This window comes from Lentibacillus sp. JNUCC-1, from assembly GCF_009741735.1.
Lineage (GTDB): Bacteria > Bacillota > Bacilli > Bacillales > Amphibacillaceae > Lentibacillus_B.
This window is the reverse complement of the sequence record NZ_WHOH01000003.1, coordinates 1,289,676-1,307,653: the sequence shown is the minus strand read 5'-3', so window position 1 is coordinate 1,307,653 and position 17,978 is coordinate 1,289,676. Positions and strand designations below refer to the sequence as shown.

The 17,978-nt window shown below is 41.8% G+C and carries 23 protein-coding genes and 1 pseudogene; 8 read left to right on the top strand and 16 right to left on the bottom strand.

The window, feature by feature from the left end; all coding sequences use genetic code 11:
- The first annotated feature begins 59 nt into the window (after window positions 1-59).
- Window positions 60-680, top strand: a complete 621-nt coding sequence (locus tag JNUCC1_RS17210; protein WP_156646851.1) for a CPBP family intramembrane glutamic endopeptidase — start codon at window positions 60-62, stop codon at window positions 678-680.
- Between the two features lie 262 nt (window positions 681-942).
- Window positions 943-2,451 (top strand): FAD-dependent oxidoreductase, encoded by a 1,509-nt coding sequence (locus JNUCC1_RS17205; protein WP_197431786.1) that lies wholly within the window; start codon window positions 943-945, stop codon window positions 2,449-2,451.
- Between the two features lie 168 nt (window positions 2,452-2,619).
- On the opposite strand, the gene JNUCC1_RS17200 is transcribed toward JNUCC1_RS17205, so the two are convergent.
- Both JNUCC1_RS17200 and JNUCC1_RS17195 read right to left on the bottom strand, forming a co-directional pair.
- The gene (locus tag JNUCC1_RS17200; protein ID WP_197431785.1) at window positions 2,620-4,161 is read right to left on the bottom strand and encodes an FAD-dependent oxidoreductase; all 1,542 of its coding nucleotides are present in this window, start codon (window positions 4,159-4,161) and stop codon (window positions 2,620-2,622) included.
- 98 nt (window positions 4,162-4,259) lie between these two features.
- A complete protein-coding gene (locus JNUCC1_RS17195; protein ID WP_231784264.1) occupies window positions 4,260-5,276 on the bottom strand; it encodes a P1 family peptidase in 1,017 nt (338 codons plus the stop codon).
- Between the two features lie 12 nt (window positions 5,277-5,288).
- Here JNUCC1_RS17195 and JNUCC1_RS17190 point away from each other — a divergent pair, with 12 nt between their 5' ends.
- Window positions 5,289-5,561 (top strand): acylphosphatase, encoded by a 273-nt coding sequence (locus tag JNUCC1_RS17190; protein WP_156646843.1) that lies wholly within the window; start codon window positions 5,289-5,291, stop codon window positions 5,559-5,561.
- A gap of 92 nt (window positions 5,562-5,653) precedes the next feature.
- Here JNUCC1_RS17190 and JNUCC1_RS17185 read toward each other — a convergent pair whose 3' ends face one another.
- The 4 genes from JNUCC1_RS17185 to vrrA form a co-directional block, all read right to left on the bottom strand.
- On the bottom strand, window positions 5,654-5,893 hold the full coding sequence (locus JNUCC1_RS17185) for an indolepyruvate ferredoxin oxidoreductase subunit alpha (protein ID WP_156646841.1): 240 nt from the start codon (window positions 5,891-5,893) through the stop codon (window positions 5,654-5,656).
- 97 nt (window positions 5,894-5,990) lie between these two features.
- Window positions 5,991-6,200 (bottom strand): DUF6501 family protein, encoded by a 210-nt coding sequence (locus tag JNUCC1_RS17180; protein WP_156646839.1) that lies wholly within the window; start codon window positions 6,198-6,200, stop codon window positions 5,991-5,993.
- Between the two features lie 57 nt (window positions 6,201-6,257).
- Window positions 6,258-7,214 (bottom strand): peptide-methionine (S)-S-oxide reductase MsrA, encoded by a 957-nt coding sequence (msrA, locus tag JNUCC1_RS17175; protein ID WP_156646837.1) that lies wholly within the window; start codon window positions 7,212-7,214, stop codon window positions 6,258-6,260.
- Between the two features lie 69 nt (window positions 7,215-7,283).
- Entirely contained in the window at window positions 7,284-7,733 is a 450-nt protein-coding gene (gene vrrA / locus JNUCC1_RS17170; protein WP_156646835.1) for a VrrA/YqfQ family protein, read from the bottom strand.
- A gap of 281 nt (window positions 7,734-8,014) precedes the next feature.
- On the opposite strand from vrrA, the gene JNUCC1_RS17165 reads away from it, so the two are divergent.
- Window positions 8,015-8,344, top strand: a complete 330-nt coding sequence (locus JNUCC1_RS17165; protein WP_197431784.1) for a YolD-like family protein — start codon at window positions 8,015-8,017, stop codon at window positions 8,342-8,344.
- 2 nt (window positions 8,345-8,346) lie between these two features.
- On the opposite strand, the gene JNUCC1_RS17160 is transcribed toward JNUCC1_RS17165, so the two are convergent.
- The 6 genes from JNUCC1_RS17160 to JNUCC1_RS17135 form a co-directional block, all read right to left on the bottom strand.
- Window positions 8,347-8,568 carry a YozE family protein gene (locus JNUCC1_RS17160; RefSeq protein ID WP_156646831.1) on the bottom strand — a complete coding sequence of 74 codons (222 nt, stop codon included), beginning with the start codon at window positions 8,566-8,568 and terminating at the stop codon, window positions 8,347-8,349.
- A gap of 11 nt (window positions 8,569-8,579) precedes the next feature.
- A complete protein-coding gene (gene tatC / locus JNUCC1_RS17155; protein WP_156646829.1) occupies window positions 8,580-9,326 on the bottom strand; it encodes a twin-arginine translocase subunit TatC in 747 nt (248 codons plus the stop codon).
- A 73-nt stretch (window positions 9,327-9,399) separates the two neighbouring features.
- On the bottom strand, window positions 9,400-9,576 hold the full coding sequence (locus tag JNUCC1_RS17150) for a twin-arginine translocase TatA/TatE family subunit (RefSeq protein WP_156646827.1): 177 nt from the start codon (window positions 9,574-9,576) through the stop codon (window positions 9,400-9,402).
- A gap of 60 nt (window positions 9,577-9,636) precedes the next feature.
- Complete coding sequence (gene mobA / locus JNUCC1_RS17145; RefSeq protein WP_197431783.1) at window positions 9,637-10,221, bottom strand: molybdenum cofactor guanylyltransferase; 585 nt, start codon at window positions 10,219-10,221, stop codon at window positions 9,637-9,639.
- Window positions 10,222-10,247: 26 nt separating this feature from the next.
- Window positions 10,248-10,742 (bottom strand): dihydrofolate reductase, encoded by a 495-nt coding sequence (locus tag JNUCC1_RS17140; RefSeq protein ID WP_156646823.1) that lies wholly within the window; start codon window positions 10,740-10,742, stop codon window positions 10,248-10,250.
- Window positions 10,743-10,763: 21 nt separating this feature from the next.
- Window positions 10,764-11,717 (bottom strand): thymidylate synthase, encoded by a 954-nt coding sequence (locus JNUCC1_RS17135; RefSeq protein ID WP_156646821.1) that lies wholly within the window; start codon window positions 11,715-11,717, stop codon window positions 10,764-10,766.
- Window positions 11,718-11,841: 124 nt separating this feature from the next.
- Here JNUCC1_RS17135 and JNUCC1_RS19360 point away from each other — a divergent pair.
- Together JNUCC1_RS19360 and JNUCC1_RS18860 are read left to right on the top strand one after the other, a co-directional pair.
- Window positions 11,842-12,357, top strand: a pseudogene (locus JNUCC1_RS19360) (peptidoglycan-binding domain-containing protein); the annotation flags it as partial.
- Window positions 12,358-12,671: 314 nt separating this feature from the next.
- Window positions 12,672-12,974 carry a C40 family peptidase gene (locus tag JNUCC1_RS18860; RefSeq protein WP_231784263.1) on the top strand — a complete coding sequence of 101 codons (303 nt, stop codon included), beginning with the start codon at window positions 12,672-12,674 and terminating at the stop codon, window positions 12,972-12,974.
- A gap of 30 nt (window positions 12,975-13,004) precedes the next feature.
- Here the strand turns inward: JNUCC1_RS18860 and JNUCC1_RS17125 are convergent, their stop codons facing one another.
- Window positions 13,005-13,601 (bottom strand): HD domain-containing protein, encoded by a 597-nt coding sequence (locus JNUCC1_RS17125; RefSeq protein WP_156646819.1) that lies wholly within the window; start codon window positions 13,599-13,601, stop codon window positions 13,005-13,007.
- On the bottom strand, window positions 13,601-15,271 hold the full coding sequence (locus JNUCC1_RS17120; RefSeq protein ID WP_156646817.1) for a formate--tetrahydrofolate ligase: 1,671 nt from the start codon (window positions 15,269-15,271) through the stop codon (window positions 13,601-13,603). Before JNUCC1_RS17120 ends, JNUCC1_RS17125 begins: the two co-directional genes overlap by 1 nt.
- A 439-nt stretch (window positions 15,272-15,710) precedes the next feature.
- Here JNUCC1_RS17120 and JNUCC1_RS17115 point away from each other — a divergent pair, with 439 nt between their 5' ends.
- Window positions 15,711-15,911, top strand: coding sequence for a cold-shock protein (locus JNUCC1_RS17115; RefSeq protein ID WP_156646815.1), 201 nt, complete (start codon window positions 15,711-15,713; stop codon window positions 15,909-15,911).
- A gap of 66 nt (window positions 15,912-15,977) precedes the next feature.
- Here the strand turns inward: JNUCC1_RS17115 and JNUCC1_RS17110 are convergent, their stop codons facing one another.
- Together JNUCC1_RS17110 and JNUCC1_RS17105 are read right to left on the bottom strand one after the other, a co-directional pair.
- A complete protein-coding gene (locus tag JNUCC1_RS17110) occupies window positions 15,978-16,487 on the bottom strand; it encodes an isoprenylcysteine carboxyl methyltransferase family protein (RefSeq protein WP_156646813.1) in 510 nt (169 codons plus the stop codon).
- A 1-nt stretch (window position 16,488) separates the two neighbouring features.
- Window positions 16,489-17,574 carry a type III polyketide synthase gene (locus JNUCC1_RS17105; protein WP_156646811.1) on the bottom strand — a complete coding sequence of 362 codons (1,086 nt, stop codon included), beginning with the start codon at window positions 17,572-17,574 and terminating at the stop codon, window positions 16,489-16,491.
- 220 nt (window positions 17,575-17,794) lie between these two features.
- Between JNUCC1_RS17105 and JNUCC1_RS17100 the strand changes: the two genes are divergently transcribed.
- Complete coding sequence (locus JNUCC1_RS17100; protein ID WP_231784262.1) at window positions 17,795-17,962, top strand: cytochrome c oxidase subunit 2A; 168 nt, start codon at window positions 17,795-17,797, stop codon at window positions 17,960-17,962.
- Window positions 17,963-17,978: the final 16 nt, after the last annotated feature.

The following is a 17,978-nucleotide window of genomic DNA, read 5'->3' as shown; positions in this document are numbered from 1 at the left end:
TACAAGGGAGGCGTCCAATTATTAAAGCAAGATACCTCTATATCATCATCAGCTCACTATTGATTTGTGCTTTTCTCGCCTGGTTCGAGCATGGTGTCAGTATCAACTATGTCATTAAAACTGGCATGAAGATCAGTTTGTTTTTTACAGTGATCACAATATACCGTATATGGTTCGACCATTTTAGGTGGACCGATGTATTGCGCAATAAAGAATACGTACGCAAGTGGCTCAGGCTACTTTTCCTCGGAGGAAGCTCTGCTGCCGTTATTTTATTGGCCTACATCGTTCTGCAGCCTTTTCTTGATTTATCTATGATTAAATCAGATCTTACCAATCGTTTGGGTATCACACCGGTGGGTTTCATTTTTGTCGGTTTGTATATCACTTTTGGGAATTCATTTCTTGAAGAGTATTTTTTCAGAGGCTTCATATTTTTTAACTTACCGAGAAAGACTGGCTATATCTATAGCCCTTTACTGTTTGCCGCTTATCATATTCCGATGATTATTCTATGGTTTGATCTTTATCAGATTGTACTATGTTTTATTGGCTTATGGCTGATCGGGATGATCTTTCAGAAGGTGAACGAGAGAGAAGGGACGATTTGGTCATCATGGATGATCCATGTTTGCGCTGATACTATGATTATAATCATTGGACTAACTCTGTTTTTTTAGAAACCCTTGTTGAGGGGATTGACCTCACCAGGGGTTTTCTATTTTAATACCCCACAGCAACATGTATACGCAACACTTATGACAACAACACTTCAGATGTATATACATATACCCACTACCCGTATAACAAAAAACACCAGGGGTATATGATCGGACGGGGTGGGGTATCTCAAAGATGGGCAGGGGGTATGCTTCTCCGTTTAGAAAAGATCAATTTAGGTTATTAGAAGTAATGAATCTATTTGAACGGAGGGTATTTAAATTGAGCACAAAACTAACTGACAATGTACAATCATACTGGCACAAAATTTATCAGAAGGACCAAGAAAATACCTTACAAGAAGATATTCAGACTGATGTTGTTGTCGCTGGTGGCGGTATTGCTGGAGTGATGTCGGCCTATTTTCTGGCTAAAAGCGGCAAACGCGTTGCGCTCCTTGAAGCGCGGGAGCTTTATAGTGGAACAACAGGATTCACAACTGCAAAATTAACCGCACAGCATAATTTGATATATGATGAAATGATTAATCGATATGGCCAGAAAACAGCCCAGCAATACTACCAGGCCAACATGGAAGGCATTGCCTTTGTTAAAGAGCTCGCAAATCAATACGGAATCGACTGTGATTTGGAAGAGCAGGATGCATTTGTTTTCACCGAACAGATACAACATAAAGATAAATTGAAAAAAGAATACGATGCTTATCAAAAATTAGGCATAGAAGGCGCTTTTGTTGAAGATCTGCCATTGGATCTAGATATATCAGCAGCCGTGATGATGCGGCATCAAGCTCAATTTCATCCAGTGAAGTTCCTTCAGGGGATCGTGAAGGAAATTAAGGCACTAGGTGGCTATGTGTTTGAACATACACCCGTTATGGATCTGTCTGTAGACAAACAAGTCACTTGTCATACAGATTCAGATTATACAGTCACTGCTGATGATGTTGTACTTGCCACACATCTTCCTGTCTATGAACCAGGCAAGAAATTTTATTCCAGTCATGTGAAAACAGAAAGCTCTTATGCACTCGCTGTAAAATCCAGCTACGAATTTCCGGAAGGCATGTATATCAATAATGACTTGCCGAAGCGGACTTTAAGATCCATCCGTGATAACGGTGAAAATTACCTCCTTGTAGGTGGTGAAAGTCACCCAACTGGAGATGGCAAATCTTCCAAAGAACGTTATGAACAACTGGTTAAATTTGCTGAATCGCACTTTGGTGATGTTGAGGTGCTTAACCATTGGTCATCTCATGATTATATTGCTCCTGATCGGATTCCATTCATTGGTCAGTTGCATGAAGATACCGACCATGTGTATACGTTAACCGCTTTTGGCAAATGGGGCCTCGCTGCCGCCGTCACGGGTGGGAAAGTTATTACGGATCTCATTCAGGGTGATGACAACCCTTATGCAGCATTATTCGCGCCAAACCGTCAGATCAATAAAATTACAGAAACTGAACCTAAAGATGATAATCCAACTGAAAGCTACGATAAATCCAGCCAAGCAAGTGATCCTAAACAATTAAGTCCTGGGATGGGCTCCATTGTTAAAATCGACGACAAAAACGTAGCTGCATACAAAGACAACAACGGTCAGTTGCATTTATTGGATACAGCATGCACACACTTAGGCTGTGATGTGGCTTGGAACGATGGCGATAAAACTTGGGATTGTCCTTGTCATGGTTCGCGATTTGCTGCAACCGGCGAAGTGATTGAAGGCCCGGCTGTAAAAGACATGCCAACTTGGAAAAAATAATATTTTAAAGCAGCAACACCCAAAGACAGGAGGGTGTTGCTGCTTTGTTCATACCTCTTTTATCATTTCTTCTAGTTTACATAATATATATTATAGGAAGTAGTATATTTCATATTTCATTACCTAAGTAAACTTGTGATAGTGAGATGAAACAAAAAAAGCAGCTTGTTATGGCTGCTTATATGATGATTGAATATCAATTTGTTTAAGTGGTTCTGTTGCTGGACCATTTACAATATCACCGGTATACGTAAAACGTGATCCATGACACGGACAATCCCAGGTTCTGTCACCGGAATTCCACTCAACTTCACAACCCAAATGCGTGCATGTTGTATCCACAGCAAACAGTTTTTCTTCCTGATCTTTATATACACCCGTCCGTTTGCCATTTATTCTGGTTATAGTGGCCTCGTCGGTTGTTAGATTCTTAACATTTTCATTTGTGAATTCCAGTTTTCCTTTGATTAAATGTTTGGCAACATCCGTGTTAAATGACACCAATTTTCGTAACGACGGGTCAGCCTGAAATCTTGACGGTGTATACAGCTCAGCATATGGTGAGTCACCTTCTACAATGAAATCCGTTATCATTTTGGCTGCAATCGTGCCGTGCGTCATACCCCATTTGCGGAATCCTGTTGCCACAAACACTCTGTTTTGGCCTCTTGTAACAGGACCAATATAAGGCAACTTATCAAGTGTTGTTAGATCTTGGGCAGACCATCGATATTGAAGCTCTTCAATGCTGAAATGTTCTTTTGCAAACGTTTCCAATGCTTCATAATGCTTGATGGTTGAGATCCCTTGCCCGGTTTTATGGTTTTCGCCTGCGATCAACCAATACGGTTCTTCATAAATTGTAACCTCTCGAATAGACCGAGTAGGTTGTTCAGCGTTAATATACATGCCGCCAGGAAATTGTGTTGGTGATTTTACAGCTATTATATACGCTCGTTCTGCATACATCCTCGTCGGGAAAAAAGCCTCACCATCATAGAAAGGATAATGTGAGGCCTGGATCACTTGTTCACAATGAATACGATGCCCGTCCCGGGTTACAACAGCCGGGTTCCTTTGATACTCAATATCTATCGCCGCGGTATTTTCATAAACCTTTAAGCCCTTTGCTATTGCTTGTTCCAGAACACCAGTTAAATACTTCAAAGGATGAAATTGGGCTTGATCTGACATTTTTAAAGCTGACATGTACGGCACATCCAGTGGCATATTTTGAACGATTTCACCTTGAATGCCAAGTTTTTGGTAAGCCTCTTCCTCTTTCGCCAATTGAGCCACCTTGTCTTGTGCGTTGGTATAAATAAAGGCATCTTCCGTTTTTAAATCGCAGTTGATCTGATGCTCTTTTGAAATTGATTGAATTATTTGTATAGCCTTAGTATTTGCTTGATAATATTGCTTTGCTTTTTCTACACCGATATGCTGAATAAGTTCGTCATAAATCAATCCATGCTGAGCAGTAATCTTGCCGGTGGTATGGCCCGTTGTTCCTTCAAGGATCGGTCCTGCATCAATCAGAACAACATCCACCCCTTTTTGTGCAAGCATATAAGCAGCTGTAATGCCCGTTATGCCTCCCCCGACAATAGCAACTTCTGTTTGAATGGTTTCTTCCAGTTTGGAATACGTTTTTAGGGCAGCCGACTTGCGCCAATACGACTCAGGAAATTGCGGCATCTTAGAGTTCATATAAAAAACAATCCTTTCCGTGTTTAACATTCATTCCATATTGTTACACCAACGCTTACATATATACAGTTTGAAAAAGTTAAACACGAAAACACGTATCAAATAGAATTCGAACTCGGAATCCCTTGAACTGGTGTGGCATGGACAATAGCCACATAAATGGCCCGTTCAACGACTTCCACCGCAAGTGTTGCAAGACCATTCAGATCAACGTCAATTTCATTTGTCGATAACGCAAATAATGTATCACCGTCTGAGAGCGTATGTGCGGGCTGAATCATTCGGGCAATCCCGTTATGTCCTACCGAGGCCAGTTTATTCGCCTCGGCTTTAGTTAATACAGCATTGGTCACAATCGAACCAATGGTTGTATTGCCGGAAAATGGATTTGTTTCTCCGTTTAAAATCTGCTGTTTCAATTGTTCGGCACTGTTCATGAATATTTTTTTGTCATGATCATAAGCACCCGCCAAGATCTCCCCTGTAGCGGGGTCCATAATATCGCCAAAAGCGTTAACTGCAACGACTGCTCCAATTTCAAGATCACCTATTCGAACAGCATAACTTCCAATACCACCGCGCATGGCGTACTGCGGCCCGAGCACCTTACCGACAGTTGCTCCTGTTCCAGCTCCGACATTGCCACTTTGAAAGCTTTCCCCATGAACCGCATGTTCACAGGCATTGATTCCCATTTCCTTCCCGGGCCTTATCTTTGGATCGCCGGGGAATAAATCGAATAAGATGGCCCCTGGCACAATGGGCACCTTTGCAACCTGCACATCAAGTCCAACACCCTTACGCTCCAAATATGTCATAACTCCAGTCCCAACCTCTAGGCCAAATGCACTCCCACCCGATAGAAACACCCCATGAACCGTATCAACGGTATTTTGTGGATGAAGTAAATCTGTTTCTCGGGTTCCAGGAGCTCCTCCTCTAACATCAACTCCCCCAACTGCACCTGTTTCGCATAAAATAACACTGCAACCTGTCAGTGCATCTTGATCTTCAGCATGCCCAAACGAAAAACCCCTCATGTCCTGAATATGGATGGTATTCAAATGAATGTCTCTCCCTTTAAATATTGATGTATTCACGATATCATTAACCATGAGGTGATTTCAATGCGGAAACATATCATTGTATCAGGCATGGTGCAAGGTGTTGGATTTAGATTCAGCACAAAACAAACAGCTGATGAACTTGGGTTATTCGGCTGGGTTCAAAACAATGCGGACGGTACCGTCGAAATGGAAGTAGAAGGTTCCGAAGATCAATTAAACGTGTTCGTGGACAAGCTTAAAGCCGGATTCACACCCGTTATTCAAGTGGAAAGTACCGATATTACAACGTATGATGAAAACAAAAACTATCAGGACTTTACAATCAAACATTAATGAAAAGAAAAGGGCAACAATAAAACCCGAACAATTATCCATAGTGATGGCGTTGTTCGGGTTTTATACACTCGTATGTTTCAGTCTTTATTTTAACGCTCCTCAAAAAATTTACGATTTAGCTCAATGTACTCTGTTTCTTCTTCCGGAACCTCATCCTCCATATATATCGCTTCAACAGGACAAACCGCTTCACATGCTCCACAGTCAATGCAAATATCCGGATCTATATAAAACATATCTTTACCTTCTTCAATACAGTCAACGGGACAAACTTCCACACACTCCCCGGACTTCTCATCTTTGCACGGGGACGTTATAATAAATGCCATAATGCTCTCCTCCTCGGTATACAGCTGAACATCTATACGAATTAAGCCATACCCACATTATAATACAAAATGGGTATGGCTGCTAATACAGCACCTGTTATTTTTCGTTTTCAGAAAAATAAGTTTTGTGAAAACCGCCGATCCGATTGCTGTTATCCACGATGAAATAAAACTCATCAGTCTCGTTTTTCACATCATACCATTTTCCAGGTGTCAGTTTATTGTTCACAATGAACTTTTCTGCGTCTGCATGAACACATTTAATCTGTTTAAGTGTTTCTCTGTTCTCCCAATCCAAATGAATCATCCGTTCCACCTCGTTCCAAACATTAGTTTACATAATATTAATATCGTAACCTATGATTTACGAATTAAACAGATATAAAAAGTTACCGTAGCCTTTTGCTTCCATTTCCGCTTTCGGAATAAAACGCATAGCAGCAGAATTCATGCAATATCGTAATCCTCCAGCTTCTTTGGGCCCATCCTCAAAAACATGACCAAGATGGGAATCAGCTTCCCTACTTCGGATCTCGGTACGACGCATACCGTGAGTCGTATCTTCTTGAGCAGTCAGGTGATAAGGATCAACTGGCTTTGTAAAGCTTGGCCAACCGCAACCTGCATCATATTGATCTTTAGATGAAAAAAGGATATCTCCAGAAACAACATCTACGTAAATCCCTTCCTGCGTGTTGTTCCAGTATTCATTTTGAAATGGCGCTTCTGTGCCGCTTTCTTGTGTGACGTGATACTGGATAGGCGTGAGTTTTTGTTTTAATTCTTGAGAATCGGGACGTTTCTGCCAATGTTTTTTAATAAAATCCTGTCTACCTGAACCCTTTTTATACAAGCGGTAGTGAAAGGACTGCTTTTTATAGTAATCCTGGTGTTTGTCCTCGGCAGGATAAAAAGGTTCAGCCGGCAAAATCGGGGTTACAATCGACTGTTTGAATTTACCACTGTTTTCGAGATCGCGTTTCGATTGTTCAGCCACAGATTTTTGTTCTTCACTATTATAAAAGATCGCCGTCTGGTATGATTCGCCACGATCAGCAAACTGTCCCCCGGCATCAGTTGGATCGATTTGTTGCCAAAACGTGTCTACGAGTTGTCTATACGAAACAATCTCAGGGTTAAATTCAATTTGTACGGCTTCAACATGGCCTGTCGTATCCGAGCATACCTGTTCATAAGTTGGATTTTCAACATGACCGCCGGTATATCCTGATACGACACGCTCAATGCCCGGCCTTTCGTCAAATGGTTCCACCATGCACCAAAAGCATCCACCTGCAAATATTGCTGTATCTGTTTTCATTTGGCACCTCCAAGAAATGATGTATCTCTATTTTTTCGTTTATCGGGTAATTAATCAAGTTGTATGCATCTAAATAAATAATTTAGGTACCGATTGTCCCTGAAGCGGCTGCTCCACTTTCGGCTCACTATCCGAAATGGATACGGGTTCTTCAGACGCATCTTCACTTCTTGTTGTTTGTTCTACCTCAGATTCATCGTCTGAATTGAGATTATCTGTTTCGTTGCTGTCTAAAGCTTTCATCATTTGGTACATCGCCGGCAGGTTTTTGATTAACGGACCATACTCTTGAAGCACCGGGGCGGTTGATTGCACAAACCCCAGGATGCGTTGAACATGATTCAATGTGTTCATAATTCCATCTGCACTCACGATTTGACTGCTACCCCCTGCTCCGCCAAGCAGTTGTTGCAATAAACCAGTGCTTTGATACGCAGGCTGTGGTTGGACAGGATAAGAATTCCTGGGCGGCTGTGGTGATATCATATTGACTGGCATTCTTCTAAATGGGATTGCCATATCTATCCCCCGCTTTCATCGTACTCTAGGTTATTGTACGTATAACCACCCATGAACGTTCGGGACAGCAGACCAGAATTCATTTGTTGTATCAGTATATTTCCCGGGCAACCGCACGTATATGCTTTTTCTCCGTATTTCACCAATTACTTGTCGAAAAAGCACACTAGGCTGTTGTGACTAGAGTCATATAAATTAAACAAACGTTTGATTAAGAACCCAAACTACTTGAAAGCGAACGTGTATTCCCTTATAATATTTCTATAGAAAGGATGATAAGGATGCTTAAAGACCGAGGTACAATGAAATGGACATCACTCATGTTACCAGAACATGTCATGATGCTTAAAGAACTATGGGAGGAAGATAATATCTCCCCACCTCCAACACTTGATGCTCAGGAAAAAGAACGGCTGGACCATATCCTGCAAGAGGCTTTGCACTTCAAAACCACATTGCGCGTCACCTTGTATGATCAAGGTCACATGATACAAAAAACCGGTGTCATCACTTCACTGGACACGACTTCAAAGAAGCTGGTCCTCAGTGCAACAACCGGCAGACAGCATAGTATCGCTGTTAAGGATGTGCTTGATGCAGCTTTCCTTTAACGTTACAATAAATATTTGTTTTCATACACAACCCATAGTTCATCAAAAAGGGATAAAGCTGTTGCAAACGGACTGTTCCATTCTAGATAAGCACTGATTTCGTCATATGCTGTGGAATGTTTTGGAAAATCATGATCAAAAAACATCCAGTCCGCAAGCCGCGCTGCATCGTCAGGCGGCTTTTTTCCACGATAAGTCATCATAAATTGATAAAATGATCTCATATGTTCACCTACTAGCTTTGTTCCATGAATTCGCGATGCTTTCGTTCTTTTTTCCGATAGACTGCTGCTGACAAATAGATGCTGATTTCATATAAAATAAACATTGGGATCGCAACGGTCACTTGTAAAACAACGTCCGGCGGTGTCACAAGCGCCCCGACAATCAGCAAAATGAAATAAGCATATTTACGCACTTTTCTTAGGAAAGCCGGTGATAAGAGACCAAGGCTTGTCAAGAACATCGCGATAATTGGAATTTCAAACAAGAATGCAAAAGGCAGGGTCATTCGGAACAAAAATTTAAAATACCGGTCCACTGTAAATAATTCATTAAACATGCCATCATTCAAGCTCAGTAGAAACGGGAGTATTAGTTTTATAAATATAAAATATCCAAATACAAGCCCTCCGACAAACAGTAAGAAAATGGCCGGCACATAGGGCAGTGATGATTTTCTTTCTTTCGATGTTAAAGCCGGCTTAATAAACAGCCATACTTGTAACGCCAATAACGGCAGTGTTGCTGCAATCGCAACGATTCCTGCCATCGTAAAAAAGATCCAGATCGTATCCGCCGGACTTGTTATGGTTAACTGGAAATGAATATCGTTTTCAAAAAAAGCATAAATATCTCTTATAAATGTAAAACTTGCTAAAAAAGCGACCACAAACCAAATAGCTGTAACGATTAGCCGATTGCGCAATTCAGTCAGGTGACCGACCAAATTCATATCTTTTTCACTTGTTTTAGCGGACATGACCTCACCCTCTCACCATACACATAAAAGAAGATGTAAGGCCTGCAGCTCCCCTACACCTTCCTGATATTTATCATTCATCTTTGTTTTTTTGATCTGAATCCATCAAATCACGCGTTGAATTCTTAAACTCACGTAAAGTTTGCCCGGCTGCTTTACCGATTTCAGGCAGTTTGGATGGACCAAAAATGATTAGCGCCACAACTAATATCAAAATCAAACTCGGAAAACCAATACTTCCAAGTCCCATTTTCATCACTCCCGACCTTATTCTAGGTACATGTCTATTTTATCATAAAGAGATGAGTCTTCACAACTTCAACCTCGCTCTGGCTGTTTCGTATTCTTCAGGGGTGTTCATGTTGAAGAAATGCCAGTCAACAATATCTTTTGGAAGAACGGTTAAATCAGACACATACTGTACGTGAACATGGTCAAAGAAGCTGCGTATTTTTCGTTCATTATGAGTCAATTGCTGACGAATCACTGGAAGAACAGACTTACTGTAAACACCTGACAACGGATGCATCCGCCCATTATATATCGGAATCACAACGTCGCAGGTGTTTATTTGTTCAAGAAGCAGGTCATACACACGCCTGTCCGCGAAAGGTGTGTCACATGCCGTAACCGCACACACGTTGTGAACGCTGTGACTAAGGGCTGCTTCAATACCGGCAAGAGGGCCCTGGTCAATATAATAATCACCATAAACAGGACAACCCAAAAACTGGTATTGATCAGCATCGTTTGCGATAACAAACCATTCATCATATGTTTCCATCTGATCAGCAATACGTTCAATCACTGTTTCGTTTCCAAACGGCAGCACAGCTTTATTTTTACCCATTCGGGATGACCTGCCGCCGGAGAGGATGACGCCACTTACCTTCATTGACATCCCCCTTTATTGACTGGTTGTTAATGTTTGTTCCTGTCATATTGAATGAAGTAATAGTCGTATGGGTTATCGTTATTCTTTTCACCTTTCACGCGAGATGATACTTTCCAATTGGCTTCATTGAATTCGGGAAAATATGTATCCCCTGTGAATTCATCCTCAATCAACGTAATGTACATCCGATCAGCAAAAGGCAGTACCTGTTCAAAGATATGTCCGCCGCCAATCACAAATATTTCTTTCTCAGGATCTTCGTCATGCCACGTTTGTACCTGATCCAGGCCATGAATCACTTTAATATTTTCATTAGTATCAACAGTGCCTCGTGTCAGGACTACATTTTCTCTATTGGGCAGTGCGCGCCCGATAGAGTCAAACGTTTTTCGTCCCATCACAATCATATGGCCTGTAGTAAGACGCTTAAAAAATTTCAAGTCTTCCGGTAAATGCCATGGCATTCCGTTTTGATACCCAATTACACGGTTACGATCCATAGCAACAAGAAGTGATATCATATTCAAGTCCTCCTTCGCCTGTTAAACAGCAATTGGTGCTTTAATGCCTGGGTGTGGATCATACCCTTCCAAAATTAGATCTTTCACTTCCAAATCAAACATAGAGCGGTCTGTATTAATTTTTAATATTGGCCACGCTCTTGGCGTTCTCTCAAGCTGTGTTTGTATTTGTTCTGTATGGTTCAAATAAATATGCGCATCCCCCATGGTATGAATGAACTCTCCTACTTCTAAGTCACATTCCCGGGCAATGAGATGTGTCAGCAAAGCATAACTCGCTATATTAAAGGGCACACCAAGGAAGATGTCTGCACTTCTTTGATATAACTGACATGAAAGTTTTCCGTCAGCAACATAAAACTGAAATAACGTATGGCAAGGTGGCAGCGCCATTGATGGGATGTCTTCAGGGTTCCAGGCTGAAACAATGTGACGTCTGGAATCGGGATTGTTGCGGATCGATTCAATGACGTCTTTCAACTGATCAATAACGTCTCCCCTTGACGTCTCCCATTCCCGCCACTGCTTCCCGTAAACGGCACCTAAATCACCAAAACGTTCACTGAACGCATCGTCTGACAGGATGTTCTCTTTAAATATAGCCATTTGGGCATCGTATTGGGCTTTGAACTCAGGGTCCAGCAAGCTGCGGTTTCCAAAATCATGCATATCAGGCCCAGAATACGCATCGCTTTCAACCCATTTTTTAAAGGCCCATTCATTCCAGATGTTATTATTGTGTTCGAGCAAATATCTGATATTCGTATCACCTTTAATAAACCATAATAGTTCGCTGACAATGAGTCGAAACGGCACTTTTTTAGTTGTCAGTAAAGGAAATCCCTCTTGAAGATCGTAACGGACCTGGTGACCGAAGACAGATTTCGTCCCTGTTTGTGTTCGGTCTGATTTTTCATAGCCATTCTCCAGTACGTGCCGGCAAAGTGACAAATAGGCGTATTCACCAGTAGTCATCCCATGCCCTCCTCTTTTCTATTTATGTACGATGTTATAAATTACATTGATTACTTATTGTAACACAAACGTAATGACAACACAGTTATAAACAACTAGGCCGCAACATAAATTTTTAGAAGTGATGGAGCTACCGTCATACATAGAAGGCATCTATGAGAAAGGGGACATGAGCATGTTAAGTGGAACCATCAATCAGGTGGTTAAGCAGTCGTTTCTGTACAGTTATGTGCTAAGTCAGCCATTTTCCGTGTATGTGGATGCTTATCCTGTTCTGGAAAATAATAAACTGCTGGAAGCTGAACATATATCCTTCGGGGAGCATGGAGAGAGTGTGCGAATTCTTCAGGAGAAAATGAACCGCCTCAATTACTATAATGATGATATAGACGGAGAGTTTGGGATTTTCACCGAGCATGCTTTGAAGAAAATACAAACGGATATGAACATTAAAATAACCGGTGAAGCCGATTATCATACACTTTATAGTATTGTCGAAGAGGAACGGCAAAAGTACATTGAAGAATTAAAAACAATGAGCGGCTCGGTCTATCCCGGGATAAAAGGTGAAGATGTGAAACTTGTTCAAAAGGCGCTTAAGTATTTTGGCTATTATACCGGCGAAATAGATGGTTTATACGGCCCCCTTACAAGCAAGGCTGTTAAAAAAGCTGAAGATGTTCACCAGATTCAGCTAACGCCCGAAGTCACTGCAGATTCCATTGAAACCTTATATAACCAGTCTGAAAACCAACCTGAAAGTGAACCAAAAGAAAAAGAGGAACATGAACAACACGATAATGTTCAAGCACCAGTTGAAACAGCCCAAGCAGAAACTCCAGCTGAACAAACCGCCAAGAAAGAACAACCCAAAAAACAACCTGTGAAAAAGCTTGCAAATTCAGGGAACGGTATCGTTCAAACAGCGCGCGCTCTTATAGGAACACCGTATGTATGGGGAGGTACGACCCAGGCGGATTTGACTGCAGCGGTTTTATTCAATATGTTTTTCAGGCACACAATGTTACAGCGCCCAGAACGGTGTCAGACATGTGGAATTTCACATCTCCTGTCAACGATCGGTCCATTGGTGATCTTGTGTTTTTTGAAACGTATAAACCAGGTCCGTCCCATATGGGAGTTTATATTGGTAATGGCCAGTTTATTCATGCTGGAACATCGACTGGTGTGACCACTGCCAGCCTGGACGACAACTATTGGGAAAAACGGTATATCGGAACACGTCGTATCCAATAACACAGCCGGGCTTTTGCCCGGCTGTTGATGTTATAGCCATTCCTTATAAAAATGTTCCACGAATTGCTCCATGAACTGATGGCGCTCTTTTGCCAGTTCGCGGGCGCTTTGCGTATGCATCATATCTGATAATTTGAAGAGCTTATCATAAAAGTGGCGCATTGATGTTCTTTCAGTCTCATCATCACTGAAGATCGGCTGGTGTTTGAAGCCGCCATAAGCAAAAGTTCTGGCAATCCCTACAGCACCTAGTGCATCGAGTCTGTCCGCATCTTGGACAATCTTCCCCTCCAGTGTCGCAGGAATTCGTTTTCCCGACGTATATGAGACTGATTGAATGATGCTGTTGATATGATCGATCGAAAAAGTCTGTAGTTCGATGTTTTTTAATAACTTCTGCATATCTTCTTTGATTTCCGCAGGCCTCTTGAACAATTTATGGTCTCCAACATCATGAAGCCAGCCGGCTGCTTCACACATAAACACATCCGCTTGCTCTTCTTGAGCAATCTTTTTTGCCATTAAAGCAACACGCTTCATATGATGATAATCGTGTCCGGTTGCGTCTGTTTCAAACAAATTAAAAACATACTGACGGATTGTTTCCAATTGTTCCGCTTGATCCATTAAAACAACCCGGTAATCTTGCCATCTTCAAGAACATCCATGTTAAGGGCTGCTGGTTTTTTCGGCAGTCCTGGCATGGTCATCATATCCCCGGTCAACACAACGATAAAACCAGCACCTATGGAAGGTCTGAGTTCTCTGATGTTAACTGTGAATCCTTTAGGACGTCCCAGAAGTGAAGGATCATCCGACAAAGAGTATTGCGTTTTTGCCATACAAACCGGCAGCTTCCCCCACCCTTGTTCTTCATAAAAGGCGATTTGCTTTTTGGCTTTTGGTGACAGCTCGATGTCATCTGCACCATACACCTTTTGAGCGATATGCCGTATTTTCATTTCAAGTGTTTCATCAAGTTCATACATATAGTTAAACTGTCGCTCTGTTACGTCGGCTTTTTGGACCACTTTTTCAGCGAGTTCTATACCGCCTGCTCCTCCTTTGGCCCAAACATCAGCCAGTGCCACATCGACACCTCGTGATTCACACCATGACTGTACAAATTCCACTTCGGCATCTGTATCAGCAGGAAATTTGTTGATGGCCACCACAAACGGCAATCCAAACGACTCAATCGTTTCAATGTGTTTCTTCAGGTTTTCCATACCTGCCTTCAGTGCTTCGAGGTTTTCTTCAGTTAGCGCATCTTTAGAAAGACCGCCATGCATTTTCAGTGCGCGCACTGTCGCTACAATGACAACCGCATCTGTCTCAAACCCGCCTGCGCGTGATTTGATATCCAGGAACTTTTCAGCCCCAAGATCTGCTCCAAACCCGGCTTCTGTCACAACATATTCACCAAGTTTAGCAGCTGTTTTTGTTGCCATGATACTGTTGCATCCATGAGCAATGTTCGCAAATGGACCACCGTGTATAATAGCAGGTGTGTTTTCAATGGTCTGAACAAGATTTGGTTTTAAAGCATCTTTCAGTACGAGCGTCAGTGCACCTTCCACCGCCAAATCTTTAACACGAATCGGGTGCTCCTCGTATGTATAACCGACTACAATTTCAGACAGCCTGGCCTTTAAATCATCAATATCATTAGCAAGACATAAAATAGCCATGATCTCTGAGGCAACTGTGATATTAAACCCATCCTCACGCGGAACGCCTCGAAGCGGTCCTCCAAGACCGACGACAATTTGTCTCAACACGCGATCGTTCATATCCATGACGCGTTTCCATTCAATACGACGCGGGTCCAAATTCAACTCATTTCCTCTGTGAATATGATTATCTATAATGGCAGCGAGCAAATTGTTAGCAGTCGTGATGGCATGAAGATCACCAGTGAAATGCAAGTTAATATCTTCCATTGGGAGTACTTGTGAATAACCCCCGCCTGCTGCCCCGCCTTTAAGCCCCATTACGGGACCAAGCGATGGTTCACGAAGTGCAATGACTGTCTTTTTATTGATTTTGTTTAACGCCTGACCCAAACCAACTGTTACAGTTGACTTTCCTTCCCCGGCGGCTGTTGGATTAATGGACGTAACCAATATGACCTTGCCGTCCGGCTTGTCAGAGAGTTTGTTTAAAAGCTGATCGGATAATTTTGCTTTTGTGTGGCCGTATGGTGACCAATCATCTTTAGCTAGACCAAGACCTTTAGCAATCTCCTCTATCGGCTTAAGTTCTGCTTTTTGTGCTATTTCAATATCTGTTGGCATAGAAAAACCCCTTTCTGTATTCTCACCCTGCACAAAATGATTGCGCATACACACAGTTTAATACTTTTCTCAAAAGTAATCCAATTTTTTCAAACAAATATCAAGAAAATCTGGAGATATCATCTTTTTTTTACTTGTTTTCTTGACGCATAGCCATAAATACGTTATATTATACTCAAGCAAAGAAGATCGATGGAATCATGAAACAAGCGACTTCAAATGGAAGTGGATGCGTAATGTTCCCCATCTTCTATCTGGAGTGTTTTTTTGTGTTCTGGATCTGCTTTGTATTACCACCACGTTTGAAGTATGTTCCGACTGATCAGACGATAAACGTACGGCAAGTGTCACTATCATGAATACAGCTTCAATGTTGTTTTTGGATTTATCGCATCATCGAACGACTGGCAGAACGTGAAAGTTTTTAGGAGGCTTATCAATGGAAAACGGTGTAGTAAAATGGTTCAACGCAGAAAAAGGGTATGGCTTTATCCAACTGGAAGAAGGCAATGATGTATTCGTACATTATTCTGCGATCCAAGAAGAAGGCTTCAAGACACTTGAAGAAGGCCAAAGTGTCACTTTTGAAATTGTCGAAGGTGAACGCGGTCCACAAGCTGCCAACGTAACCAAAAACTAATCATCGACATATATGAGAATTAAAAGAAGCGACAACCCGTCGCTTCTTTTTTGTGTTTCAAATTGTTTATTTCGCAGTTGTCAGGGCTCGTTCTTCTTGGGGTATGCGTACTTTTAATAGTAGAAAGTGCAGCATCGGAAATAGGAAGGCTGTGTAATAAGCTCCAAATAATAAAGGAATTATGATGAACTCCAAAGCTACAACAATATAATTTGGATGCTTTACATATTTGTACGGTCCCTTTTGAATTAATGAAACCCCGGGTAGCACGATTATTTTTGTATTCCAAAAGCGTCCCAATGCTGTGATACACCAAACCCTGAGAAGCTGAACTATGATAAACAACGTAAATAATACAAGGTTTAAAGTCATAGCTTGATCATTCCGCCAGCTTGTCTCGGCAATTAATGCAATGAAAAATAGAATGTGAACAGCAATAAACAACTTATAGTGCCGCTGCCCCCTCTCCACCGCTCCCTGTTGCAGCATCCACCGTTCATTTTGTTTAGCAATCACCAATTCCAGTCCCCGCTGCACACTCAGAAAACCAATAAAAATCCACATCCAACCCGCCATATCACACCCACTCCAAACTCATTAATTCAGAACTAAACCCAGGTCCAAGAGCAGACAGAATACTTTTCTCCCCTGCTTCTACAGTACTTTGCATCCATTTTTCTAAAGCATACAAGACTGTTGGTGACGACATATTACCGTGGTTTCGAAGTATATCCCATGAGGGCTGTAGTTTAAACCGAGGGATATTAAACACACTTTCCATTGCTTCCAGTACTTTTCGCCCACCCGGATGTGCGATATAGGAATGGATGTCAGACGGATGCAGGGAGACCTCGCTGGTGAATTGCTCTACATGGGATTTCCATACCGATTCTACTAACGAGGGGATTTGTTTGGAAAAGACGACTTCAAAACCACTATCTACTACATCCCACCCCATAACATCTAATGTATTTTTAGCAGTGTGAGACCCTCGTTTAGCGATTTTAGGAATTGTTTTCATGAGATGATTTAGGTATTTTGATTCTTTCCCCATTAATAATGCTGCTGCCATTCCATCACCAAACAACGCTGTACCAATCAAATTACTGGGATTTGTATCCTGATGCTGAAAAGTCAGGCTGGCTGTTTCAGCACAAATCACAATTGCGTTTTTGTCAGGATATGCCTGAAGCCAATCATGCGCATGTGCCAAGCCAATTGCTCCACCTGCACACCCAAAACCCCACAAAGGCATGCGCGCAACATCTTCACGAATGGGGCGGGAGTTGATCAGATGTGCATCAATGGATGGGGTTGACAAGCCAGTGCTTGATACGAACACGATTAAATCAATCGCTTCATATGGAACGTTTTTTGACAAAAAAGTACCCGCAGCCAATGTTTCGTCCAGTGCTGTTAATGTGTGTTTTAGAACCGATTGTGTGTACATATCATTTCTTTCTTTTAACCTGTGATCTTGAGCAAACCAATCTAGATCTACAACAAGTTGTCGGTCTTCAATTGCAGCATGGTCGAATACAGCTAGTAAACGATCCGTGTCAGCGATTTTGTTGGAAAACAGGCTGCTTGCAAGTTGCTTCGCCTCATCTTGAGAAATATGGTGATCAGGCAGGCCAATCCCTACTGAGCCGATAAAAGCCATATCCATCCCTCCTGCAGTTATTATTTGTGTCTTTGTAACGTTTTATCCACTCTTTGTTCATATATCAGTCACAAACTTTTTAAACGCAAAGGTTAGTAAACCTTTGATACAACGGGGTTCAAGAGTTATTGAACAAAGTGTGAATACATCACAAAACAAGCAAAATCGCTTTCATTTCATTGTATTATAGGGATAGGTCATATTTTTCACTATAGCTACCATGAATAAAGGAGGTGGCCTGATGGGAAACGCCGCAAAACAAAAACAAGTCGCTGAAGAAAAACAGGAGGAAAAATCATTAAAAGGCTCTTTTGTGTCCGTTATGATTTTGGGGGTATTTTTAATTGTTTCGTGGGCAGGAGTTTGGATGTTGTACTTATCTCGTTAAAACGAAGGGAGTTTAG

What these genes read in the sequence shown, in the direction of transcription:
- JNUCC1_RS17200 (WP_197431785.1), bottom strand. Translation starts at nt 4,161, where the DNA reads ATGAACTCTAAGATGCCGCAATTTCCTGAGTCGTATTGGCGCAAGTCG.
- JNUCC1_RS17195 (WP_231784264.1), bottom strand. Translation starts at nt 5,276, where the DNA reads ATGGTTAATGATATCGTGAATACATCAATATTTAAAGGGAGAGACATT.
- JNUCC1_RS17190 (WP_156646843.1), top strand. Translation starts at nt 5,289, where the DNA reads ATGCGGAAACATATCATTGTATCAGGCATGGTGCAAGGTGTTGGATTT.
- JNUCC1_RS17185 (WP_156646841.1), bottom strand. Translation starts at nt 5,893, where the DNA reads ATGGCATTTATTATAACGTCCCCGTGCAAAGATGAGAAGTCCGGGGAG.
- JNUCC1_RS17180 (WP_156646839.1), bottom strand. Translation starts at nt 6,200, where the DNA reads ATGATTCATTTGGATTGGGAGAACAGAGAAACACTTAAACAGATTAAA.
- msrA (WP_156646837.1), bottom strand. Translation starts at nt 7,214, where the DNA reads ATGAAAACAGATACAGCAATATTTGCAGGTGGATGCTTTTGGTGCATG.
- vrrA (WP_156646835.1), bottom strand. Translation starts at nt 7,733, where the DNA reads ATGGCAATCCCATTTAGAAGAATGCCAGTCAATATGATATCACCACAG.
- JNUCC1_RS17165 (WP_197431784.1), top strand. Translation starts at nt 8,015, where the DNA reads ATGCTTAAAGACCGAGGTACAATGAAATGGACATCACTCATGTTACCA.
- JNUCC1_RS17160 (WP_156646831.1), bottom strand. Translation starts at nt 8,568, where the DNA reads ATGAGATCATTTTATCAATTTATGATGACTTATCGTGGAAAAAAGCCG.
- tatC (WP_156646829.1), bottom strand. Translation starts at nt 9,326, where the DNA reads ATGTCCGCTAAAACAAGTGAAAAAGATATGAATTTGGTCGGTCACCTG.
- JNUCC1_RS17150 (WP_156646827.1), bottom strand. Translation starts at nt 9,576, where the DNA reads ATGGGACTTGGAAGTATTGGTTTTCCGAGTTTGATTTTGATATTAGTT.
- mobA (WP_197431783.1), bottom strand. Translation starts at nt 10,221, where the DNA reads ATGAAGGTAAGTGGCGTCATCCTCTCCGGCGGCAGGTCATCCCGAATG.
- JNUCC1_RS17140 (WP_156646823.1), bottom strand. Translation starts at nt 10,742, where the DNA reads ATGATATCACTTCTTGTTGCTATGGATCGTAACCGTGTAATTGGGTAT.
- JNUCC1_RS17135 (WP_156646821.1), bottom strand. Translation starts at nt 11,717, where the DNA reads ATGACTACTGGTGAATACGCCTATTTGTCACTTTGCCGGCACGTACTG.
- JNUCC1_RS18860 (WP_231784263.1), top strand. Translation starts at nt 12,672, where the DNA reads ATGGGGAGGTACGACCCAGGCGGATTTGACTGCAGCGGTTTTATTCAA.
- JNUCC1_RS17125 (WP_156646819.1), bottom strand. Translation starts at nt 13,601, where the DNA reads ATGGATCAAGCGGAACAATTGGAAACAATCCGTCAGTATGTTTTTAAT.
- JNUCC1_RS17120 (WP_156646817.1), bottom strand. Translation starts at nt 15,271, where the DNA reads ATGCCAACAGATATTGAAATAGCACAAAAAGCAGAACTTAAGCCGATA.
- JNUCC1_RS17115 (WP_156646815.1), top strand. Translation starts at nt 15,711, where the DNA reads ATGGAAAACGGTGTAGTAAAATGGTTCAACGCAGAAAAAGGGTATGGC.
- JNUCC1_RS17110 (WP_156646813.1), bottom strand. Translation starts at nt 16,487, where the DNA reads ATGGCGGGTTGGATGTGGATTTTTATTGGTTTTCTGAGTGTGCAGCGG.
- JNUCC1_RS17105 (WP_156646811.1), bottom strand. Translation starts at nt 17,574, where the DNA reads ATGGCTTTTATCGGCTCAGTAGGGATTGGCCTGCCTGATCACCATATT.
- JNUCC1_RS17100 (WP_231784262.1), top strand. Translation starts at nt 17,795, where the DNA reads ATGAATAAAGGAGGTGGCCTGATGGGAAACGCCGCAAAACAAAAACAA.